Genomic DNA, 20,224 nt, shown 5'->3' on the forward strand with positions numbered 1-20,224 from the left:
CTGTCAACTCCTCTGCCCGGCGGAAGGGCGAAATGCCCCCTCTGGCGCCGGGAATAATTTTCCCACCGTCCTGTTGCGGCGATATGTGGGAATTTTCTTCCCAATCGCGCAGGACGCTGTTAGGCAATACTCCCGGAAGGGACATCATCCAATGCCGATGACGATAGAAAGTATTATCGAACGCCTTGGCGGCGCCGAACAGGCGGCAAAGCTGACCGGCGTCAGCACCGAGGCCATTCGCAAATGGCGACAGGCCCGCGCCATACCGCCCAAGCACTGGACAACCGTGCTGCGCGCGACGGGCCTGTCACTGTCCGACCTGCAACCCGATACAGAATCCGACCGACCGGAGCCCCCGATGAGCACGCCAAACCCGCCCGCACCGGCCGACAGGCCCAAAGCCGCGACAGCAGCCCTGATTCTGGCCGATGGCACCGTCCTGTGGGGGCGTGGTTTCGGTGCGCATGGCACGGATGCCGCCATTGGCGAGATCTGCTTTTCCACCGGTATGACCGGCTATCAGGAAACCCTGACCGATCCGTCCTTCGCAGGGCAGATCATCACCTTCACCTTCCCCCATATCGGCAACACCGGCGCCACCGCCGAAGATGATGAAGCCGATGTCGTGCGTGCCCGCGCGCTGGTGGTGAAGGAGGACCTGACCGCCCCGGCCAACTGGCGCGCGACCGAGTCGCTGGATGCGTGGCTCAGGACACGCGGCATTCCGGGCATCTGCGGTGTCGATACCCGCGCGATCACCCGCCGCATCCGTGAAGGTGGACCGCAGACGGCGGTTGTCGCCTACCCCGCCGATGGAAAGTTCGACCTGCCAGCCCTGCAGGCCCGCGCCCGCCAGTGGCCGGGGCTGGAAGGCATGGACCTTGCACGCGAAGTCACCTGCGCCAGCCCCTATGCTTGGAGCGAGGGCGTATGGCACTGGCCCCACGGCACCGATCCCCTGCCCGAAAAGCGCCGCAAGGTGGTGGCGGTCGATTATGGCGCCAAGCGCAACATCCTGCGCTGCCTTGCATCCGCCGGGTGTGACGTGACCGTCGTACCCGCCACCGCCACGGCGGAAGAAATCCTTGCCCTCAACCCCGATGGGGTTTTCCTGTCCAACGGACCGGGTGACCCGGCGGCGACGGCGGCCTATGCGGTTCCGGCCATCCGGGGCGTGCTGGAGGCGGGCAAGCCGCTGTTCGGCATCTGCCTTGGCCACCAGCTTCTGGCCCTGACCCTTGGGGCCAGCACATACAAGCTGGCGCGCGGCCACCGTGGTGCCAACCAGCCGGTCAAGGATCTGGCGACGGGGCGCGTGGAAATCACCAGCCAGAACCACGGTTTCGCAGTGGATGAAAAATCCCTGCCAGCCGATGTGCGGGCCACCCATGTCAGCCTGTTCGACGGATCGAATGAAGGGATCGCCACCAGCCGCTATCCCGCCTTCTCGGTGCAGTATCACCCCGAAGCCAGCCCCGGCCCGTCCGACAGCCATTACCTGTTCCGTCGTTTTGTCGATCTGATCGACACCACAACCAAGACCGCGTGAAAGCCGACCCGACATGCCAAAACGGACAGACATCAGCTCCATCCTGATTATCGGCGCCGGCCCGATCGTTATCGGTCAGGCGTGCGAATTCGACTATTCCGGCGCACAGGCCTGCAAGGCGCTGCGTGAGGAAGGGTACCGCGTCATTCTGGTCAACTCCAATCCCGCCACGATCATGACCGATCCGGGGCTGGCGGATGCGACCTATATCGAACCGATCACCCCGGAATTCGTCGAACGCATCATCCTGCGTGAAAAACCCGACGCCATCCTGCCCACCATGGGCGGCCAGACCGCGCTGAACACGGCGATGGCGCTGGACAAGTCGGGCTTCCTCAAAAAGCACAATGTCGAACTGATTGGCGCCAATGCCGAAGTGATCGACCGTGCCGAGGACCGGCAGAAATTCCGCGAGGCGATGGACGAAATCGGCATCGAAAGCCCGCGCAGCCTGATCGCCCACACGCTGGACGAAGCGCGTTCGGCGCTGGAAAGCGTGGGCCTGCCCGCCGTCATCCGGCCGTCCTTCACCATGGGCGGTTCCGGCGGCGGCATCGCCTACAACAAGGAGGAGTTCGACCGCATCGTCTCCTCCGGTCTCGACGCCTCGCCCACCACGGAAGTCCTGATCGAGGAATCCGTGCTGGGCTGGAAAGAGTACGAGATGGAAGTCGTGCGCGACACGGCGGATAACTGCATCATCATCTGCTCGATCGAAAACATCGACCCGATGGGCGTGCATACCGGCGACTCCATCACCGTAGCCCCTGCCCTGACGCTGACGGACAAGGAATACCAGCGTCTGCGCGATGCGTCGCTTGCCTGCCTGCGCAAGATCGGCGTGGAAACCGGCGGGTCGAACGTGCAGTTCGGCATCAATCCCGTCGATGGCCGCGTGGTGGTGATCGAGATGAACCCGCGCGTATCGCGTTCGTCCGCCCTTGCATCCAAGGCGACGGGCTTCCCCATCGCCAAGGTCGCAGCCAAGCTTGCGGTCGGCTACACGCTGGATGAACTGACCAACGACATCACCGGCAGCACGCCCGCATCGTTCGAGCCGACGATTGACTACGTCGTGGTCAAGATCCCCCGCTTCACGTTCGAGAAGTTCCCCGGCACCCCTGCCCTGCTGTCCACCAGCATGAAGTCGGTTGGCGAGGCGATGGCCATTGGCCGCTCCTTCCCCGAGGCCCTGCAGAAGGGCCTGCGTTCGATGGAAATCGGGCTGGCGGGTCTGGACCCGGTCGAAGTGCCGGGTGATGGCGGTGCCGATGCATTCCGTGCCGCGCTGTCACAGCCCCGGCCGGAGCGTATCCTGATGACGGCGCAGGCGCTGCGCGCCGGGCTGAGTGTCGAGGACATTCACGACGCCTGCCGCTTCGAGCCGTGGTTCCTGCGCGAAATCGCGAAAATCGTCGAAGCCGAGCACCGGGTGGTGCGCGACGGCCTGCCCGAAGATGCGGACAGCCTGCGCGCGCTCAAGGCGATGGGCTTCTCCGACATCCAGCTTGCCCGCCTGTCCGGCACGCAGGAAACGGAAGTGGCGAAGCTGCGCGAAAGCCGTGGCGTGACCCCGGTCTACAAGCGCATCGACACCTGCGCGGGTGAGTTCGCATCGCCCACGCCGTATATGTATTCCTCCTACGAAGGTGGATACGGCGTGCCGGAATGTGAAAGCCGCCCCACGGACCGCAAGAAGATCGTCATCCTTGGTGGCGGCCCGAACCGGATCGGACAGGGGATCGAGTTCGACTACTGCTGCGTCCATGCCGCCTACGCCCTGCGCGAAGCCGGTTTCGAGACCATCATGGTCAACTGCAACCCGGAAACCGTCTCGACCGATTACGATACCTCCGACCGGCTGTATTTCGAACCGCTGACGGCGGAAGACGTCATCGCCCTGATCCGGCGCGAACAGGAAAACGGCACCGTTCTGGGCTGCATCGTGCAGTATGGCGGCCAGACGCCGCTCAAGCTGTCGCGCGCGCTGGAAGCCGCAGGCATCCCGCTGCTGGGCACGCCCGCGGACGCGATCGACCGTGCGGAAGACCGTGAACGCTTCCAGGCCATGCTGCACAGGCTGGGCCTGCGCCAGCCTGCCAACGGCATCGCGCGCAGCCCGGCGGAAGCCGAAGCGGTGGCCGAGAAGATCGGCTACCCCGTAGTGGTCCGCCCGTCCTACGTTCTGGGCGGGCGCGCGATGGAAATCGTGCATGACCGCGCGAGCCTGCAGCGTTACATGCGCGTGGCGCTACAGCTTGCCGGTGCGGAAGTGGCCAATGGCCCCGTGCTGATCGACCATTACCTGAACGATGCGATCGAGGCGGATGTGGACTGCATCGCCGATGGCAACGAGGTCTACGTCGCGGGCGTCATGGAACATATCGAGGAAGCCGGCATCCATTCCGGTGACAGCGCATGCTCGCTCCCGCCCTATACCCTGTCGCCCGCCATCGTGACCGAACTGAAAAGCCAGACCGAAGCCATGGCCCGCGAGCTTGGCATTGTTGGCCTCATGAACGTTCAGTACGCAATCAAGGGACAGGAAATCTTCGTGCTGGAAGTCAACCCGCGCGCCTCGCGCACCGTGCCGTTCGTGGCCAAGGCCACCGGAGTTCCGGTCGCCAAGATCGGCGCGCGTGTCATGGCGGGTGCGAAGCTGGGTGAATTCCGCCTTGATGACCGTGCCGTCGCCCCGCATGTGGCGGTGAAGGAAGCGGTATTCCCCTTCAACCGCTTCCCGGACGTGGATACGATCCTTGGCCCGGAAATGCGCTCCACGGGTGAAGTGATGGGCCTCGACGCATCGTTCGAGCGCGCATTCGCCAAGTCACAGCTTGCCGCTGGCGTGAAGCTGCCCCTGTCGGGTGCGGTGTTCCTGTCGGTGCGCGACAGTGACAAGGCTGCGGTGAAATCCATCGGCCGCCTGCTGTCGGACATGGGCTTCCGCATCGTGGCGACACGCGGCACGGCAAAGTGCCTGCGTGAAGCGGGCGTAAGCGTGGATGTGGTGAACAAGGTGCTTGAGGGCCGTCCGAACTGTGTGGACGCCATCCGTTCGGGTGATATCCAGATGGTCATCAACACGGCGCAGGGCGCGCAGGCGGTGACCGACAGTTTCGACATCCGCCGTTCCGCGCTGACGCATGGCGTTCCCCACTACACCACCATCGCGGGCGCACGGGCGGCAACGCATGCGATTTCTGCGATGCGTGAGGGGGTTCTTGAAGTCGCGCCCCTTCAATCCTATTTTAAAGGATCATTCTGAGCGTATCGCACCAACGCGGACGTCCTGCCGGTCACCAACAGTGGTCCGGCGGGGTGTCCGCGTGGCCTTGCGTGCGATATGCCCGGTTACGGCAACCAACAGTCAGTTGCGGAAACTGACCTTCACCTCGGGGACAAATCTTGCAGAAATTTCCGATGACAGGCCCCGGCCTGCAACGGCTTGAAGACGAACTGCGCAAGCTCAAGAGTGAAGAACGCCCCGCGATCATACGCGCGATTGCCGAGGCACGCAGCCACGGCGACCTGTCGGAAAACGCGGAATACCACGCCGCGCGTGAACGCCAGTCCTTTACCGAAGGCCGCATTCAGGAACTTGAGGAAATCGTCTCCTCCGCCGAAGTGATCGACCCGGCCAGCCTGTCGGGCGATCAGGTCAAGTTCGGCGCGCGCGTCAAGCTGGTGGATGAGGAAACGGACAAGGAAGTTTCCTACCAGATCGTGGGCGTGTACGAAGCCGACATCAAGCAGGGACTGCTGTCCATTTCCTCGCCGCTGGCCAAATCGCTGATCGGCAAGAGCGTTGGTGACAGCGTGTCCGTTCCCGCCCCCGGTGGCGACCGGACCTATGAAATCCTAGAAGTCATCTACGGCTAGGCGCAAAACCTTGATCACCTTTGAAGATATCCGCGCCGCCGCACAGCGGATCAAGGGGCGCGTGCTGCACACGCCCACCGTCCCGTGCCAGACACTCTCACGGGTTACGGGTGCGGATATCGTCCTCAAGCTCGACAACCTGCAGGCGGTCGGCTCGTTCAAGGAACGCGGGGCCGCCAACAAGCTGGCCCTGCTGACCGAACGCGAACGCGAACGCGGCGTCATTACCGTATCCGCTGGCAATCATGCGCAGGGCGTGGCCCGCCATGCCGCGATGCTGGGCATTGATGCAGTGATCGTCATGCCGCGCTTCACCCCTGTCGCCAAGGTGACGCGCACTGCCGCATGGGGCGCGCGCGTCATTCTGGAAGGCGACAACTTTGCCGAAGCCACGGCACACGCCAACGCCCTGTGCCAGCGTGAAGGCCGCGTTTTCGTCCATCCCTATGACGATCCCGAAGTCATGGCCGGTCAGGGCACGTTCGCGCTGGAACTGCTTGAGGACGCCGGGCCGCTGGACACCTTCGTCTGCCCCATCGGCGGTGGCGGCCTGCTGTCGGGCTGCGCCGTTGCCGCGCGCGCCATGCGCCCGGAGATGGACATCATCGGGGTGCAGGTGGAAAATTTCTCCTCCCTCGCCGGTTTTCCGGGCGATGAGGTCATGCCTTCGGGTGGCGCCACCATTGCCGAGGGCATTGCCGTGCTCCAGATCGGTCGCCAGCCGCTGGAAGTGATCCGCGAACACGTCTCCAACGTGCTGGTCGTACCCGAAAGTGCCATCGAAACCGCGATCACCATGCTGGCCGAAGGGGCAAAGCAGGTCAGTGAAGGGGCCGGGGCCACAGCCCTTGCCGCCGTTCTGACCTATCCCGAACTGTTCCGTGACAGGCGCGTGGCGCTCCCCATCACGGGCGGCAATATCGACAGCCGCATTCTGGCCAATACGCTGCTGCGTTCGCTGCTGCGCGATGGGCGGCTTCTGTGCCTGAAAATGGAAATACCGGACCGTCCCGGCGTGCTGGCCGATATTTCGCGCAAGATCGGCGATGCCGGTGGCAACATCATCGAAGTCTCGCACCAGCGCCTGTTCACCACCCCCAGCGTGCAGGCGGCGGAACTGGAAGTCATGATCGAGGCTCGCGACCCCGAACATGCCCGCATGCTGGAAGCGGAACTGGCCAAGACCTACATCGTGCGCCGCGCCTGACCCCCGGCGGGTTAGGCAGCAACACGGACCACACAGAAAAAACCCGCGAGGTGGCCTGCGCCGCTTCGCGGGTTTTTTTATCCTATTCCGCCTGAGCGCCCATAACCACGCATCTGGTCAAGGGTTCCCTTCGGGTTACATCCCGGCGGCCCCGGGATGCTTTCATGCGTGCTGCGCGTTCATTTCGTACCGAACAGGCGGTCACCCGCATCGCCCAGACCGGGACGGATATAGCCATGTTCGTCCAGCCCCCGGTCGATCGCACAGGTGACGATCCGCACATCGGGATGGGCCTTGCGCAGGCAGGCGATCCCTTCGGACGATGCAAGCAGGCATACGAAAACCATGCGCGTGCAACCCGCCTGCTTCAGCCGGTCGATGGCGGCAACGGCGCTGTGGCCGGTGGCCAGCATGGGGTCCACCACCAGACAGATGCGGTTGCCGACATCATCGGGCAGCTTCAGGTAATATTCGACCGGCTCCAGCGTTTCGGGATCACGGTACAGACCGACATGACCGATCCGTGCGGAAGGGACCAGATCAAGCAGCCCGTCCAGAATGCCATTACCCGCGCGCAGGATGGAAATCAGGCACAGTTTCTTGCCCGCAAGGCGCCTGGCCTGCATGGTTTCGAGCGGGGTTTCGATTTCCACCGCTTCAAGCGGCAGGTCGCGCATGGCTTCGTAGCCGATCAGCAGGCTGAGTTCGCGCGCCAGATGGCGAAAGGCACCGGTTGACGTATCGCGCTCACGCATGAGGGTCAGCTTGTGCTGGACCAGCGGGTGGTTGACGACAATCACGTCTTCATCATGCGGGGCGGCAGGCTCGGTCATATTCACTCCTTCAGGATCGTTGGTTTGCGCTATCAGCTTGCGCCATCACGCGGCACGAATGTCAGGGCCAGCCCATTCATGCAATAGCGCAGGCCGGTCGGCGGTGGCCCATCAGGGAATACATGGCCCAGATGGCCATGGCAGTGCGCGCAGTGGACCTCCGTCCTAGTCATGCCGTGGCTGGTGTCGGTCGTGGTGCCGACCGCGCCGGGAATGGCATCGAAAAAGGAAGGCCATCCGCTGCCGCTCTCATACTTCGTGCCCGAACGGAACAGCGGTGTCCCGCAGCCCGCGCAACGATATTCCCCGGCCCGCTTTTCATTGTTGAGCGGGCTTGAACCGGGGCGTTCGGTACCGTGTTCACGCAGGATGCGCAACTGTTCGGGTGACAGGCAGCCACACTGCTGCGCATTTGTGTTCGGAGTATCGGACATGGCTGTTTTTTCCTCCAGCAGACGGGCATTTCACGCTGACTGCTTTTAGGGCATGATGCCACATAAAATAAAACAGGGAGATAATACCCCATGAGCGACCATGAAGCAGCAAACAGGGTGCCGCGTCCGGTCATGCTTGCCGTTCTGGACGGCTTTGGCTGGCGCGAGGACCCGTCGAACAACGCGGTAAGTGCCGCGCATACCCCGGCCTTCGACCGGCTGTGGCAGGCGGGACCGCGCGCCTTCCTCAAGACCTGTGGGGAGGATGTCGGCCTGCCGCAAGGGCAGATGGGCAATTCGGAGGTCGGGCACCTCAATATCGGTGCCGGGCGCGTCGTGATGCAGGAACTGCCGCGCATCTCCACCGGACTGGCGGACGGATCGGTCGCACAGGGCGCGGTCATGCAGGATTTCATCGCCGCGCTGAAAGCCAGCGGGGGCACGTGTCACCTGCTTGGCCTCGTCTCCCCCGGCGGGGTGCATGCCCATCAGGACCATGCCGTGGCCCTGGCCCGCATCGTGCGCGCGGCAGGCGTGCCTGTCACCTTCCACATCTTTACCGATGGACGGGATACCGCGCCGCAATCGGGGCATGGTTATGTCAGCCAGCTTCTGTCCCAGCTTCCGGCGGGTGTGCGGGTTGGCACGGTCTCGGGCCGCTATTACGCCATGGACCGCGACCGGCGGTGGGACCGGGTGGAAAAAACCTACAACGCCATTGTTGCCGGTCAGGGCGAGCGGGCGGGCGACGCGCTGGAAGTGCTGGACCGGGCCTATGCCGCGGGCACGACGGATGAGTTCGTGCTGCCCACGGTAATCGGGGAATATGGCGGCATGCGCGACGGGGACGGCGTGCTGAGCTTCAATTTCCGCGCCGACCGTATCCGCCAGTTGCTCGATGCGCTGCTGGAGGCGAATTTCGATGGCTTCAAACGAAGCCGTCTGGTCAACCTCGCCGCCGTTACCGGCATGACGCGCTATAGCGACCGGCTGGCTGAACTGATTACCGTGCTGTTCCCGCCGCAGGAACTGCATGACCTGCTGGGGGATGTGGTCTCGGCCGCCGGACGCAGGCAGATCCGCATGGCGGAAACCGAAAAATATCCCCACGTCACCTACTTCCTCAACGGTGGGCGCGAAGGGGAACTGCCGGGGGAAGACCGGATCATGGTCCCGTCGCCCAAGGTCGCGACCTATGACCTCCAGCCGGAAATGTCGGCGCCCGAACTGACCGACCGCGCGGTGGAAGCCATCGACAGCGGCAAATACGACCTGATCGTGCTCAACTTCGCCAATGCGGACATGGTCGGCCATACCGGCGTGCTGTCCGCTGCCATCAAGGCGGTCGAAGCCGTGGATCAGGGGCTGGGCCGGATCGTCGACGCCATTCACCGCGCGGGTGGCGCGCTGCTGGTCACGGCGGATCATGGCAATGCGGAAACCATGTTTGATCCGCAGACCAATGGCCCGCACACGGCCCATACCCTCAATGTGGTGCCGGTGGTGCTGACGGGTGCGGACGGGGTCAGCCTGCATGATGGCCGTCTGGCCGATATCGCGCCCACGCTGCTGCAACTCATGGGCCTGCCCCAGCCCGCCGCCATGACCGGCCATTCCCTGATCGACGGGTCCACGCCATCCTGACATCACGCCAGAACCCGCTGTCCCGCTGGCCCGGCCATCTGGCCGGCGGGCTTATGCTTTTATGGGGCACAATAACATACGCATGGTGCGCGCCCGCGCCCCATGCCACTACTGCGACGGGAGACAGCCACACCCACCATCTGGTGGCTGGCGTGGTCACGAATGATGCCAATGCGCGTAGAATCCGCCAGCAACTGGATGCCGCCCGCACCGCGCATGAAAACCTGCTCGCCCGCGAACAGCAGCAGGCTCATGATCTGGAAGAACGCCGCAAGGTGCAGCAGGCCGCCCGCGAACAGGCCCATATGGACGCGGAAAAAGCGGCCAGCCTGTCCGCCGCCATGGTGGATGCAAGCGCCCGCCTGCAACATACGGAACAGCAGGCAGCCGATCTGGACAGCCGCATTGCCGACCTGCACACCGAACAGGCGACGCTGCGCCAGCAGCTTGACCGGGAAGTCGCGCGCCTGTCCCCCCTGCTGCCACTGGCCGAACGGCTGTCCCTTTACCCGGCAGATACGCTGCTGGCCGTGCCCCTGCCCGCCGACCGGGCCGTAACCGGGCTGCTTGTGGTCCATGGCATGATGGCCGACATCGCCCGCCAGACCCGCGCCATTCACGACCGCCGCACCCGCCTGCTCCAGCTTGACAGCGAACTGGCCCAGCAGCAGCAGCAGATGCGCCTTGTGGTCAGCGCGCGCGAAAGCCAGCGCGATACGGTCAATCGCGCGGCGCGGGCGGCACTTGAGGCCCAGCAGCGCTCCAACGCCGCAGCCGCAAGCGCCACGCAGGCGGTGGAGGAAGCAGCCCGCCGGGCATCAAGCGTGCAGGATGCGATTGCCCGCATCGAAGAAACCGAACAGCAGGCGGAAAAGAACCTTGAACAGGCCGCCCGCGCTGCCGAACGCGCCCATAACATGCAGGAAGCCACCGCCGCCCGCAGGCAGGCGCATGAAATGGCGGCAGGCGCCGGACCCGGCATCACCCCCGCTACCAGCAGTAGCGCGGGCGCGCCCGTGGCGGGCACGGTGCTGACCGCATGGGGCCAGTCGACCGAAACCGGACCGGCGACAGGCGTGACCTACGCCCCCCCGTCGCGCGCGACCGTGCGCGCACCGTGCACCGGACGTATTGATTTTGCCGGCCCGTTCCGCACATACGGACAGATGATGATCCTTGATTGCGGGAAACACTACCGCTTCGTACTGGCGGGACTGGGCGATATCGCGGTCACGGCGGGCCAGCAGGTCAGCCATGGGGCCGCGGTGGGACAGATGCCCCAATGGAATGGAGGCGGCAGCAGGCCCACCCTGTTCGTGCAGTTGCGCCAGGGGGGTAATACCGTCAATCCGGCCCCATATCTGTGATATGGTGCGAGACGGTTTTGCCCGCATGCAAGTTCGGTATATGCTGCCACCCGTGACGGATGGGCAGGATCACGTTACAACGCAACGCGAAGAATACATGCAGGCCAGCCGGGACAAGGCGGCGGGCATCCAGGAGACAACGACGCATGAAGTTCCGTAATGGCTTGCTGATCGGTTGCGCCTTTCTTGCAGGGATCGCAGCAGCCCCGCAGATCGCCCACTATTCAGCCAGCAGGTGGGGCAACCTTGCCCCCATGGCCCATGCGGCTGACATTGTCTCCAAGGATGACAACTCTCCGCGTGAAATCGAACAGCTCATGTTCCTGTTCGGTTACGTTCTGGAAAAGGTGAAGGCCAATTATGTCGAACCCGTTTCCACCCGCGACCTGATCACCAATGCACTGAACGGCATGCTGAGCGGACTGGACCCGCACAGCTCCTACATGACGGAAAAGCAGTTCTCCGACCTGCAGGTCCAGACCAAGGGCACGTTTGGCGGACTGGGACTGGAAGTTCAGGGTGAGGACGGGCATGTCCGCGTGGTCTCCCCCATTGACGATACCCCCGCCGCGCGCGCGGGCATCAAGCCCGGCGATTTCATTGTCGCCATCGACGGCAAGAATATCGACGGCCAGCCGCTGGATCAGGTGGTCACCCGCATGCGCGGCAAGCCCGATACCCGCATCACGCTGACGCTGATCCGCGAAAAGGCGCCCAAGCCCCTTATCCTGACCCTGACGCGCGCGGTCATTCCGCTGCTGGTCATCAAATCCTCGCTGTATGACACGATCGGCTATATCCGAATCGCGCAGTTCAATGAGGAAACGCAGTCCGGCCTGCTCGCGGCCTACAAGAAGCTGCAGGCCCAGACCCATAACAAGATGGCGGGGCTTATCATCGACCTGCGTTCCGATCCGGGCGGGCTGCTGACGCAGGCCATTGATGTGGGTTCGGACTTCATCCGCAATGGCGAGATCGTGTCCACCCGCGCCCGCCACCCGCAGGACAGCCAGCGCTGGGATGCGCATAATACCGACATTACCAACGGCCTGCCGATCGTGGTTCTGATCAATGGCGGCTCCGCCTCCGCCAGCGAGATCGTGGCCGGTGCACTTCAGGATCACCAGCGCGCCGTGCTGCTGGGTGAAAAGACCTTTGGCAAGGGATCGGTGCAGACCATCCTGCCCATTCCGGGCGAAGGGGCGATCCGCCTGACCACGGCGCGCTACTACACGCCGTCCGGCCGTTCGATTCAGGGTCTGGGGATCATACCCGACATTACCGTGCGTGAAGCACATGATGATGCGGGCTACAGCATCCATGAAGCGGATCTGGCGCATATCATCAAGAACCGCGGCGGCAATACGGCGCAGCCCCCTTCGCGCACCGACCTGCCCGCCATTGCCAGGACCATCCCCGCCCAGCCCCCGGCGAACTGGCCGGAATTCGACCCGCTGAAGCCCACGACGGACTTCCAGTTGCAGGAAGGGCTGAAGGTCGTACGGTCCATGGCGGGCCTGCCGGTTGCAGCCGATGCGCCGGTGCATGACGACAAATCCCACAATAATGACAAATCCCAGCCGACACCGCCTGCCACTACATCGGCACCGGCAGACGGGGAACCGAAGGCTCCCGTGCCGACGACGACACCCTCACCCACATCCACCCCGGCGGAAAAGCAAGCACCTGCCACGGCTCCATCGACACCGGCAGCGCCTGCGGCACCCGCTGCGCCTGCCACACCTGCCCATCCCTGATCGTGCCGGAAGCCTGACCCCATGACCGATCCCGCCACCCTGCCCTACCGCCCGAATGTGGGTGCGCTTGTATTCAACCGACAGGGCATGGTGCTGGTCGCACGCCGGACGGACATGCCCGGCGCGGGCGGCCCGCCCGATGAAGGCGTATGGCAGTGCCCGCAGGGCGGCATTGATGAAGGCGAAGCGCCCGAAGCCGCCGTACTGCGTGAAGTGCGCGAAGAAATCGGGACCAGCGCCGTGCAGGTCATCGGCACCTATCCCGAATGGCTCAGTTACGACCTGCCCGCGCACCTGATCGGTCGGGCGCTGGGCGGCCGTTACCGTGGACAGACCCAGCGCTGGTTCGCCCTGCGCTTTACCGGACAGGATGCGGATATCAGGCTGGATACGCACCTGCCTGCGGAATTCGACCTGTGGAAATGGGTCAGGCTGGAGCAGCTTCCCCATCTCAATGTCGGCATCAAAAAAGAAATCTATACCAAACTGGCGGATTATTTCGCCCGCTACGCCGTCGCGGCCTGAGGCATAAGACCACCGTGCACAAGCGCGGTCATGACCTTGCCGCGCAGTAGCGGGGCAAGCGGCAGGGTCATCATATCATCGACCGTAACCCAGCGCAGTTCTGCAATCTCGGCAGCAGCTACGGGCACGCCGTCCAGAAGGGCAAGCCATATGCGTGCCTGGACGATATGACCGGGTTCATTGGCCGCCGCATCAGAAAAATCACCTGTCAGTTCCCTGCCCGGTGTCAGGCCACATCCCAGTTCTTCGCGTATTTCACGCTGTAACGCCTGTTGCGGGCTTTCACCCGCATTGGGCTTGCCGCCGGGCAGCATGAAGGCGGTCGTGCCCTGCTTGCGCACGACCAGCAACCGTTCGCGCACGATGACCGCCGCACATACAACCCGGATAATCCCCGCCATACACCTAAGCCCTTATTACTTGTCGCCCCCCTTGAGTGGCGCCATGAGGAAACAGAACGGCACGACCAGCATTGCGCCGATGCCCAGAATCATGAACACCTCATTATAGGCCAGAATGGCGACCTGTCGCTGGAACTCCTTATACAACCGCCCCATCGCCACATTATTGATGGCGCTCTGCGCATAGCCACGGGCAAGGGCCACTGCCCGGCTCTGTGCCAGGTATTCATTGAATGGCTGGTGGTAGGGCGTCATCCAGTGGACCATCTGGTTCTGGTGGGCCTGCCGCAGTTCCGTCACCAATGCGGTGGCCCCGGAAATGCTCAGCGACCCCAGAACGTTACGCGACATGCTGAACAGGGCCGATCCATCAGCATTCAGTTCGCGTGGCAGGGTGGCATAGGTGATGGTCGAAATCGGCACGAACAGGAAGGCCAGCGTGGCCGTCTGGCTCATGCGGAACATGACCAGATGCCGGAAATCCAGTGATGGCACCAGTTGCGCCGACCACAACATTGATGCGCCCATAAGAAAGAAGCCACAGGCGATGATGTAACGAAGCTGGACGTGCTTCATCGCAATACCGACCATCGGGATCAGGATGATGACCGCCACACCGCCCGGTGAAAGGATCAGCCCCGACAGGGTGGCCGTATACCCCATGATCTGCTGGGAAAACTGCGGCACGATAATGGCCGAGGAATAGAGCAGCGCCCCAACCGCCCCCATGAGGCCGGTCCCCACGGCAAAATTCCTGTCCTTGAACACCCGCAGGTCCACCGCCGGATGCTTGACCCGCAGCAGCCACACGATCGCACCGCCGATACCCAGCACGGCGAGGATGCTCATGATCACGATGATGCGCGAGCCGAACCAGTCCTCATCCTCACCCCGGTCAACCGCCACTTCCAGACAGCCGAAGCCAATGGTGATCAGACCGATCCCCACGAAATCGAGCGGCGCGCTCTGCTTGCGGGCCCATGGCGGGTCATCAATCATGATCGAAACCGCAATGGTGGCAAGGATGCCCACCGGCACGTTGATGAAAAACACCCACCGCCACGAATAGTTATCGGTGATCCACCCGCCAAGGGACGGGCCGAGGACCGGGGCCACCACTGTGGCAATGGCGGTCAGCCCGAAGGCCGCCGCACGCTTGTTGGGCGGGAAGGTGTCCAGAATGATGGACTGCTGGTTGGGTTGCAGTCCGCCACCGAAAAAGCCCTGCATCAGACGGAACAAAATCAGTTCGGGCAGGCTGGTCGCGATGCCGCACAGAAAGGACGACAGCGAGAACATGGCGATACAGATAAGGAAATAGCGCTTGCGCCCGAGCAGCTTGCCCAGCCAGCCCGAGATGGTCAGCACGATCCCGTTCGCCACCAGATAGGAGGTCAGCGTCCACGTCGCATCATCATAGGTTGATGACAGGCTGCCCGCGATATGCGGCAGGGCCACGTTGACGATGGTGGTGTCGAGAATCTCCATGAAGGCGGCGACGGTCACCACCACGGCGATCAGCCATGGGTTATGCTTCGGCTTCCAGCCCCCGCCATCCGCCGCGCCAGCGGGGCCTGCCGCCTGCGCGCTCATTCCGTGTGGACCGTCGGCTCGACCGACAGGCCAAGCGACAGCGGCACGTCCTGGCGCAGTCCTTCGTCAATCAGGATCTTGACCGGCACGCGCTGGACAATCTTCACGTAGTTGCCCGTCGCATTCTCCGGCGGGAAGGCGCTGAAGGTGGCACCCGTGCCGAGCTGGAGCGAATCTACATGTCCGCGCAGCTTCAGAAAGGGATAGGCGTCAACGGCAATATCCACCTTCTGGCCCGGACGCATGCGGGTAAGCTGCGTTTCCTTGTAGTTGGCCACGACCCACACCTCCGGCTCGACCACGGACATGACCGTCTGGCCTGCGTTGACATAGGTGCCGCGTTCGATATTGCGCTGCGAGATCCAGCCATCATGCGGGGCGCGGATGGTGGTCCATTCCACATTCAGTTCCGCTTCGCGCAGTTTGGCCTCGGCCTGCGCAAGCTGGGCTTCCTGCTCGGTCACGCGGGCTTCGGTGCTGGAAATATTGGGAATGACAGGCAGCGCAGTTTCAAGATTGCCCTGCGCCTCAAGCACCTGCGCCTTCGCCGCGTTCAGGGCGGCGGTGGCGTAGTCGATATTCTGCTGCGATGTCGCCTCACGCGTGACACCATGCTGGCGGCGGTAATCGGTTTCCGCGCGGAACTGCTGCGCCTGCGCCGCGGCAAGCTGGCCCTGCGCCACCATCAGGTGGCCGGGGAAATTCTTTTTCGCCACTTCCGACAGCAGGCTGTAGTTGCGGACCTGCGCACGCGCGATATCCACCGCAGCCTGAGCCTGATCGCGCTGGGCGCGCCAGTTACGGTCATCGATACGGGCCAGCACGTCGCCCTGATGAACATACTGGTTATCGTTCACCGCCAGTTCGGTCACATAGCCGGAAACATGCGGGGCCACCGCCACGGCGCGACCGGCAGTAAAGGCGTCGTCCGTTTCCACCTCATGACGGTGCAGGAACCAGTAGAGACCACCCAGAAGCAGCACCACCACCACAACGCCAATCAGGATCAGCTTGCGGCGCGATGATTCCTCTTTCGTCTGATTATCCCCGTCATCCTGTGCGACGACATGTCCGTCTTCAGCTGCCTTGCCTTCGTCCGCGGCCATCTGGTTCCCTCATCACTTTGATTGCAGCCCCTGATCCTGTCATTCCACGCATTGACCGAACGGGTCGGTCAATCCATGACACGAAGCTTGCCACACTTCAACCGCCATCACCGCTCCGGATGAATATTCCGCCACGTCGGATCGATGTTTTTGCGGCTACCTGCCCCCGGCTACGGACATTTCAGTCAGCCGGAATCCGGGTTGGGGAACAGTCCCTAAAGGGTGAAAGCCTGATTGCGCACCATGCGCGCATACAGTCCGTCATGCTGGATCAGGGCATCATGCGTACCGCATTCCACCGCCCTGCCCGCCGCCATCACCACCACAAGGTCGGCAGACCGGACGGTGGACAGCCGATGCGCGACGACGATGGTTGTCCGCCCATGGCGCAGGTGGGCAAGGGCCTGCTGGACAATGGCCTCGCTCTCGCTGTCCAGCGCGCTGGTGGCTTCATCAAGCAGCAGCACGCGGGGATTGCGCAGCAGGGCGCGTGCAAGTGCCACACGCTGCCGCTGGCCGCCGGACAGGCGCTGCCCCCCCGGACCGACCCGCGTATGGTAGCCCTGCGGCAGGGCCTGAATGAATTCATCTGCCGCCGCCGCACGCGCGGCGTCGCGCACCTGCGCATCCGTCGCCTGCGGGTTGCCCATGCGGATGTTGTCCACGACCGGCAGGTCAAACAGCAGCGTATCCTGACTGACATAGGCAATCGCATCGCGCAGTTCAGGCAGGATCAGGCGCCGCAGATCAACGCCATCAAGCGTGATGCGACCGCCCGATACGTCATGCAGGCGCGGGATCAGGGACAGCGCCGTCGACTTGCCTGCACCCGATGGCCCGACCAGCGCCACGGTCAGGCCCGGTCGGGCGATGAAATCCAGCCCGTCCAGCCCCATGCGCCCATCAGGATACTGAAAGGAAACCTGCTCGAAACACAGTTCGCCATGACCTGCAGGCAGCCCGACCGCATCCGGCGCCTGCGCCACCGCCACGGGTTCGTCAATCACGTCAAAGACCCGTTGCAGGCCGCCAAGCCCTTCCTGCAGGGCGATGTTGAGGGTACCCAGCGCACGCAGCGGACGGGCAGCCAGAAGCAGGGCCGCGACAAAACCGGAAAAATCGCCAAGCGTCGCGCCGCCCTGCGTCGCCCGCCAGCCCGCGAAGCCCAGAACGGCGGCCACGGCGATACCGCCCAGTACCTCCAGCATCGGATCAACACGGGCGCGTCCCCGCGCAATGCGCAGCAGGCGGTCATGCAGCACGTCCAGAACGTTATCCGCACGCGCCTGCTCGGCCTGTTCCAGACGATAGACACGGATGGTGCGCGACTGGTTGAAGCTTTCCGCCAGCATGGCGCTGGTCTCGCCTATCTGCTCATGCACCCCGCCGGATTCCCGTCGCAGCCGTTTGCCCAGCTTACGCACCGGCATGGCGGCGATCGGATACAGCACGGCGGCGATCAGGCTCAGTTCCCAGTCCATATACAGCATGGAGGCAATCAGCCCCACCACCGTAACACCGTCGCCCAGGGCGTTGGTGGCACGGATCATCGCCTCCCGAATCGAGACGGCATCGGTGGTGAACCGCGCGGCGATCTGGGCCGGGGCCTCGGTTTCGATACGGGAAATATCGGCATGGACCAGATGATGGAACATCCGCCCCTGCAGGCCACGAATGACGATCAGCACCAGCGACTGCACCGCGATGGACTGCCCGTACTGGGAGATGGCCTTCGCCACCGTAATCACCACGACCAGAAGCGGCACCTGATAAAGTATGCGCGGATCATGGGCTGCGAACATGTCCAGCGCGCGCTGGATCACCAGCGGATAAAGCGCGCTGAATATGGCCATGAGCGCAGTCATGACCATAACCCCCAGTATGCGCAGCTTGTGACCGGCCAGTTCATCGCGCCACAGCCGCCGCATGAGGCGACGCGACGGCACCGTCTCGGCCTGCGGGGCCTGTCGGTCTGGTCCGGGCGTTGGAATTACGTTCATTCGTCGGCCTATAACGGCAAGCCTGTGCAAAACAAAGTGCCGCGACATACGGTTACAAATTATGTCCGACCTGCCGCAGGACGTCATGCATATGCCGCAGGCAGGCGGCATGATCCGCAACGCACCCTTTATCCAGCCACCACTGGCGCATTTCCGCCAGCGCCTGCCCCACTCCCACGCCGGGCGCGCAGCCTGCCGCCACAAGATCACGTCCGGTCAGGGGAAAGACCGGACGTGGCATTTTTTCCAGCCGGTGGCGCAGCGCATCCCACTGCATGTCGGGCTGCCCGATCCGGTCGGCCTGACACAGCCATGTGCGCCACAGCAGGTCACGCAGGGCATGGTCGGCCAGCAGGCGGGCAAGCGTGCCCGCATCCATGCCGGGCAATGGCACGGCATCCCCGCGTGTCTGCGCCAGCGCCGTCCCATCGGCACGTGACAGTTTCAGCCGCCGGGCCACGGCGCGCACATCGCCTGCTACAAGGGCCGCAAGACGCAGCACCGCATCCGCTGGCGCGCCACAGGCCAGCAGCCTGCCCACGCGCACCATGTCGCAGCCTTCTGGCAGGACATGGTCCAGCACGCCGCTGGCCTGCATCTGTTCCAGCGTTTCCATGACATTGGGGCCGACAAGGATACGCCGCAGTTCCGACCAGACGCGCTCGACCGAAAGACGGTCGATCAGGGCAGCCAGATCGGTGATGGCCGCCATGGCCGCCGCATCCGGCCTGCCCCGGCCATAACGGGCCTGAAAGCGGAAAAAGCGCAGGATACGCAGGGCATCCTCGATAATGCGCTGGCGGGCATCGCCTACAAACCGCACACATCCCGCCGCAAGGTCGGCCTGACCATTGAAAGCATCATGCACCACGCCTGCCCGGTCGCATGACATGGCGTTGATGGTGAAATCGCGTCGTGCCGCGTCCTCGCGCCAGTCATGGGTCCATGCGACGGTGGCGTGGCGACCGTCGGTTTCCTCATCGCGGCGCAGGGTCGTGATCTCGAACGGACGGCCATCCAGAACCGCCGTCACCGTTCCGTGGGCAAGGCCCGTCGGCACCACCTTGATCCCGGCATGGCCAAGGCGTTCCATCACCTCCTCCGGCGCGTGGGGGGAAGCCAGATCCATGTCCGTCGCCGTCCGCCCGCACAGAAGATCGCGCACAGCCCCACCCACCAGCCGCGCATCGGGCACGATGGCCCATAGCGTATCCAGTTGCCGCGCCACATCGGGCATGTCACGACGCAGGCGGACAAGCGGGCTATCTACCGTCATGAACAGCCTTCAGCCGGCATGGCCGACAGGGGGAAGAAGACATTCTGGCTCCATACCCCCAGACAGGGCACGCCCCGGTGATGTCCTGCCACCGCCAGCGCCGCCAGTTCGTAATAGACGGGACGGGCGATGCGGGCTTCGACAGGCAATGCCCCGTCCCCGTCACGCACATGGATGTAGGGTACCGGCCCGGTGCCGCAGCTTTCGCACGGCACGTCCCAGTCGCAGCGAATCGGATGTGACGGCCCGGCACAGATCACCTGATCGACATTGGTGCGAAACGACAGCACCTGCCCGCGCCCGCAGCCATGCCATTCCAGTTCGGTTGCGACGAAGGGTGCGTCCTCCACCTCTATCGTGCCCTGTTCCACCGGTGTCTGTAACCGGTAGCCGCCCTGCGCATCGCGGCGCAGGGTGGATGCGAACAGGCACACCATCGGTTTGCGGCGGATCGGGCTGCCCCGGTACAGCCATGTCCCGTCCCGCTGGATCAGAAAAGGCAGCGCGCCACATGTGGTCGCCGACTGCAGGTTTGGATGCGGCTGGATCTCTCCAGCCTCGAAATCGTCCATCAATTGCGTTAACCCGACACTATGGAAGCTGCTTGACTTGATATAGGGATCAACACCGGCTTGATGAAACCCCCGGAC

The 20,224-nt window shown here is 63.7% G+C and carries 16 protein-coding genes; 8 read left to right on the forward strand and 8 right to left on the reverse strand.

Features of this window, described 5'->3' with window-relative positions:
* Positions 1 to 151: 151 nt before the first annotated feature.
* The 4 genes from carA to KSAC_RS05990 all read left to right on the forward strand — a co-directional run bounded on the left by carA (position 152) and on the right by KSAC_RS05990 (position 6,638).
* Positions 152 to 1,549, forward strand: coding sequence for a glutamine-hydrolyzing carbamoyl-phosphate synthase small subunit (gene carA / locus KSAC_RS05975; RefSeq protein WP_102323213.1), 1,398 nt, complete (start codon positions 152 to 154; stop codon positions 1,547 to 1,549).
* Positions 1,550 to 1,562: 13 nt separating this feature from the next.
* Complete coding sequence (carB, locus tag KSAC_RS05980; protein WP_132304711.1) at positions 1,563 to 4,817, forward strand: carbamoyl-phosphate synthase large subunit; 3,255 nt, start codon at positions 1,563 to 1,565, stop codon at positions 4,815 to 4,817.
* 140 nt (positions 4,818 to 4,957) lie between these two features.
* Positions 4,958 to 5,431 (forward strand): transcription elongation factor GreA, encoded by a 474-nt coding sequence (gene greA, locus KSAC_RS05985; protein ID WP_102323211.1) that lies wholly within the window; start codon positions 4,958 to 4,960, stop codon positions 5,429 to 5,431.
* A 10-nt stretch (positions 5,432 to 5,441) separates the two neighbouring features.
* Positions 5,442 to 6,638, forward strand: a complete 1,197-nt coding sequence (locus tag KSAC_RS05990; RefSeq protein WP_102323210.1) for a threonine ammonia-lyase — start codon at positions 5,442 to 5,444, stop codon at positions 6,636 to 6,638.
* Between the two features lie 179 nt (positions 6,639 to 6,817).
* Here the strand turns inward: KSAC_RS05990 and upp are convergent, their stop codons facing one another.
* Both upp and msrB read right to left on the reverse strand, forming a co-directional pair.
* Positions 6,818 to 7,471: a uracil phosphoribosyltransferase gene (gene upp, locus KSAC_RS05995; RefSeq protein ID WP_102323209.1), complete on the reverse strand. Its 654-nt coding sequence runs from the start codon at positions 7,469 to 7,471 to the stop codon at positions 6,818 to 6,820.
* A 32-nt stretch (positions 7,472 to 7,503) separates the two neighbouring features.
* Positions 7,504 to 7,905 (reverse strand): peptide-methionine (R)-S-oxide reductase MsrB, encoded by a 402-nt coding sequence (msrB, locus tag KSAC_RS06000; protein ID WP_102323208.1) that lies wholly within the window; start codon positions 7,903 to 7,905, stop codon positions 7,504 to 7,506.
* A gap of 90 nt (positions 7,906 to 7,995) precedes the next feature.
* Between msrB and gpmI the strand changes: the two genes are divergently transcribed.
* From gpmI to KSAC_RS06020, 4 genes are all read left to right on the forward strand, one after another.
* Positions 7,996 to 9,549 (forward strand): 2,3-bisphosphoglycerate-independent phosphoglycerate mutase, encoded by a 1,554-nt coding sequence (gpmI, locus tag KSAC_RS06005; protein ID WP_132304713.1) that lies wholly within the window; start codon positions 7,996 to 7,998, stop codon positions 9,547 to 9,549.
* A gap of 53 nt (positions 9,550 to 9,602) precedes the next feature.
* Positions 9,603 to 10,916: a murein hydrolase activator EnvC family protein gene (locus tag KSAC_RS06010; RefSeq protein WP_132304715.1), complete on the forward strand. Its 1,314-nt coding sequence runs from the start codon at positions 9,603 to 9,605 to the stop codon at positions 10,914 to 10,916.
* A 146-nt stretch (positions 10,917 to 11,062) separates the two neighbouring features.
* Positions 11,063 to 12,673, forward strand: a complete 1,611-nt coding sequence (locus KSAC_RS06015; protein ID WP_132304717.1) for a S41 family peptidase — start codon at positions 11,063 to 11,065, stop codon at positions 12,671 to 12,673.
* A gap of 21 nt (positions 12,674 to 12,694) precedes the next feature.
* Positions 12,695 to 13,198 carry an RNA pyrophosphohydrolase gene (locus KSAC_RS06020; RefSeq protein ID WP_102323204.1) on the forward strand — a complete coding sequence of 168 codons (504 nt, stop codon included), beginning with the start codon at positions 12,695 to 12,697 and terminating at the stop codon, positions 13,196 to 13,198.
* Here the strand turns inward: KSAC_RS06020 and KSAC_RS06025 are convergent.
* The 6 genes from KSAC_RS06025 to KSAC_RS06050 form a co-directional block, all read right to left on the reverse strand.
* Positions 13,180 to 13,599, reverse strand: a complete 420-nt coding sequence (locus KSAC_RS06025; protein WP_132304719.1) for an NUDIX hydrolase — start codon at positions 13,597 to 13,599, stop codon at positions 13,180 to 13,182. The genes KSAC_RS06020 and KSAC_RS06025 overlap by 19 nt on opposite strands.
* A 15-nt stretch (positions 13,600 to 13,614) precedes the next feature.
* The gene (locus tag KSAC_RS06030; protein ID WP_102323202.1) at positions 13,615 to 15,192 is read right to left on the reverse strand and encodes a DHA2 family efflux MFS transporter permease subunit; all 1,578 of its coding nucleotides are present in this window, start codon (positions 15,190 to 15,192) and stop codon (positions 13,615 to 13,617) included.
* Positions 15,189 to 16,298 (reverse strand): HlyD family secretion protein, encoded by a 1,110-nt coding sequence (locus tag KSAC_RS06035; RefSeq protein ID WP_132304721.1) that lies wholly within the window; start codon positions 16,296 to 16,298, stop codon positions 15,189 to 15,191. Before KSAC_RS06035 ends, KSAC_RS06030 begins: the two co-directional genes overlap by 4 nt.
* Before the next feature lie 215 nt (positions 16,299 to 16,513).
* A complete protein-coding gene (locus KSAC_RS06040; protein WP_118962953.1) occupies positions 16,514 to 18,298 on the reverse strand; it encodes an ABC transporter ATP-binding protein in 1,785 nt (594 codons plus the stop codon).
* Positions 18,299 to 18,350: 52 nt separating this feature from the next.
* Positions 18,351 to 19,574, reverse strand: a complete 1,224-nt coding sequence (locus tag KSAC_RS06045; protein ID WP_132304723.1) for a CCA tRNA nucleotidyltransferase — start codon at positions 19,572 to 19,574, stop codon at positions 18,351 to 18,353.
* Entirely contained in the window at positions 19,571 to 20,146 is a 576-nt protein-coding gene (locus KSAC_RS06050; RefSeq protein WP_102323198.1) for a DUF1285 domain-containing protein, read from the reverse strand. Before KSAC_RS06050 ends, KSAC_RS06045 begins: the two co-directional genes overlap by 4 nt.
* Positions 20,147 to 20,224 lie beyond the last annotated feature (78 nt).

The sequence above is a fragment of the Komagataeibacter saccharivorans genome (genome assembly GCF_004348195.1).
Classification (GTDB): Bacteria; Pseudomonadota; Alphaproteobacteria; order Acetobacterales; family Acetobacteraceae; genus Komagataeibacter; species Komagataeibacter saccharivorans.

Excerpts from the sequence above, each read along its gene's own strand:
- KSAC_RS06010 (WP_132304715.1), top strand. The coding sequence starts at position 9,603 with ATGCTTTTATGGGGCACAATAACATACGCATGGTGCGCGCCCGCGCCC.
- carB (WP_132304711.1), top strand. The coding sequence starts at position 1,563 with ATGCCAAAACGGACAGACATCAGCTCCATCCTGATTATCGGCGCCGGC.
- KSAC_RS06035 (WP_132304721.1), bottom strand. The coding sequence starts at position 16,298 with ATGGCCGCGGACGAAGGCAAGGCAGCTGAAGACGGACATGTCGTCGCA.
- KSAC_RS06040 (WP_118962953.1), bottom strand. The coding sequence starts at position 18,298 with ATGAACGTAATTCCAACGCCCGGACCAGACCGACAGGCCCCGCAGGCC.
- upp (WP_102323209.1), bottom strand. The coding sequence starts at position 7,471 with ATGACCGAGCCTGCCGCCCCGCATGATGAAGACGTGATTGTCGTCAAC.
- KSAC_RS06050 (WP_102323198.1), bottom strand. The coding sequence starts at position 20,146 with ATGGACGATTTCGAGGCTGGAGAGATCCAGCCGCATCCAAACCTGCAG.
- KSAC_RS06020 (WP_102323204.1), top strand. The coding sequence starts at position 12,695 with ATGACCGATCCCGCCACCCTGCCCTACCGCCCGAATGTGGGTGCGCTT.
- KSAC_RS06025 (WP_132304719.1), bottom strand. The coding sequence starts at position 13,599 with ATGGCGGGGATTATCCGGGTTGTATGTGCGGCGGTCATCGTGCGCGAA.
- KSAC_RS06015 (WP_132304717.1), top strand. The coding sequence starts at position 11,063 with ATGAAGTTCCGTAATGGCTTGCTGATCGGTTGCGCCTTTCTTGCAGGG.
- KSAC_RS06045 (WP_132304723.1), bottom strand. The coding sequence starts at position 19,574 with ATGACGGTAGATAGCCCGCTTGTCCGCCTGCGTCGTGACATGCCCGAT.
- msrB (WP_102323208.1), bottom strand. The coding sequence starts at position 7,905 with ATGTCCGATACTCCGAACACAAATGCGCAGCAGTGTGGCTGCCTGTCA.
- KSAC_RS06030 (WP_102323202.1), bottom strand. The coding sequence starts at position 15,192 with ATGAGCGCGCAGGCGGCAGGCCCCGCTGGCGCGGCGGATGGCGGGGGC.
- gpmI (WP_132304713.1), top strand. The coding sequence starts at position 7,996 with ATGAGCGACCATGAAGCAGCAAACAGGGTGCCGCGTCCGGTCATGCTT.
- carA (WP_102323213.1), top strand. The coding sequence starts at position 152 with ATGCCGATGACGATAGAAAGTATTATCGAACGCCTTGGCGGCGCCGAA.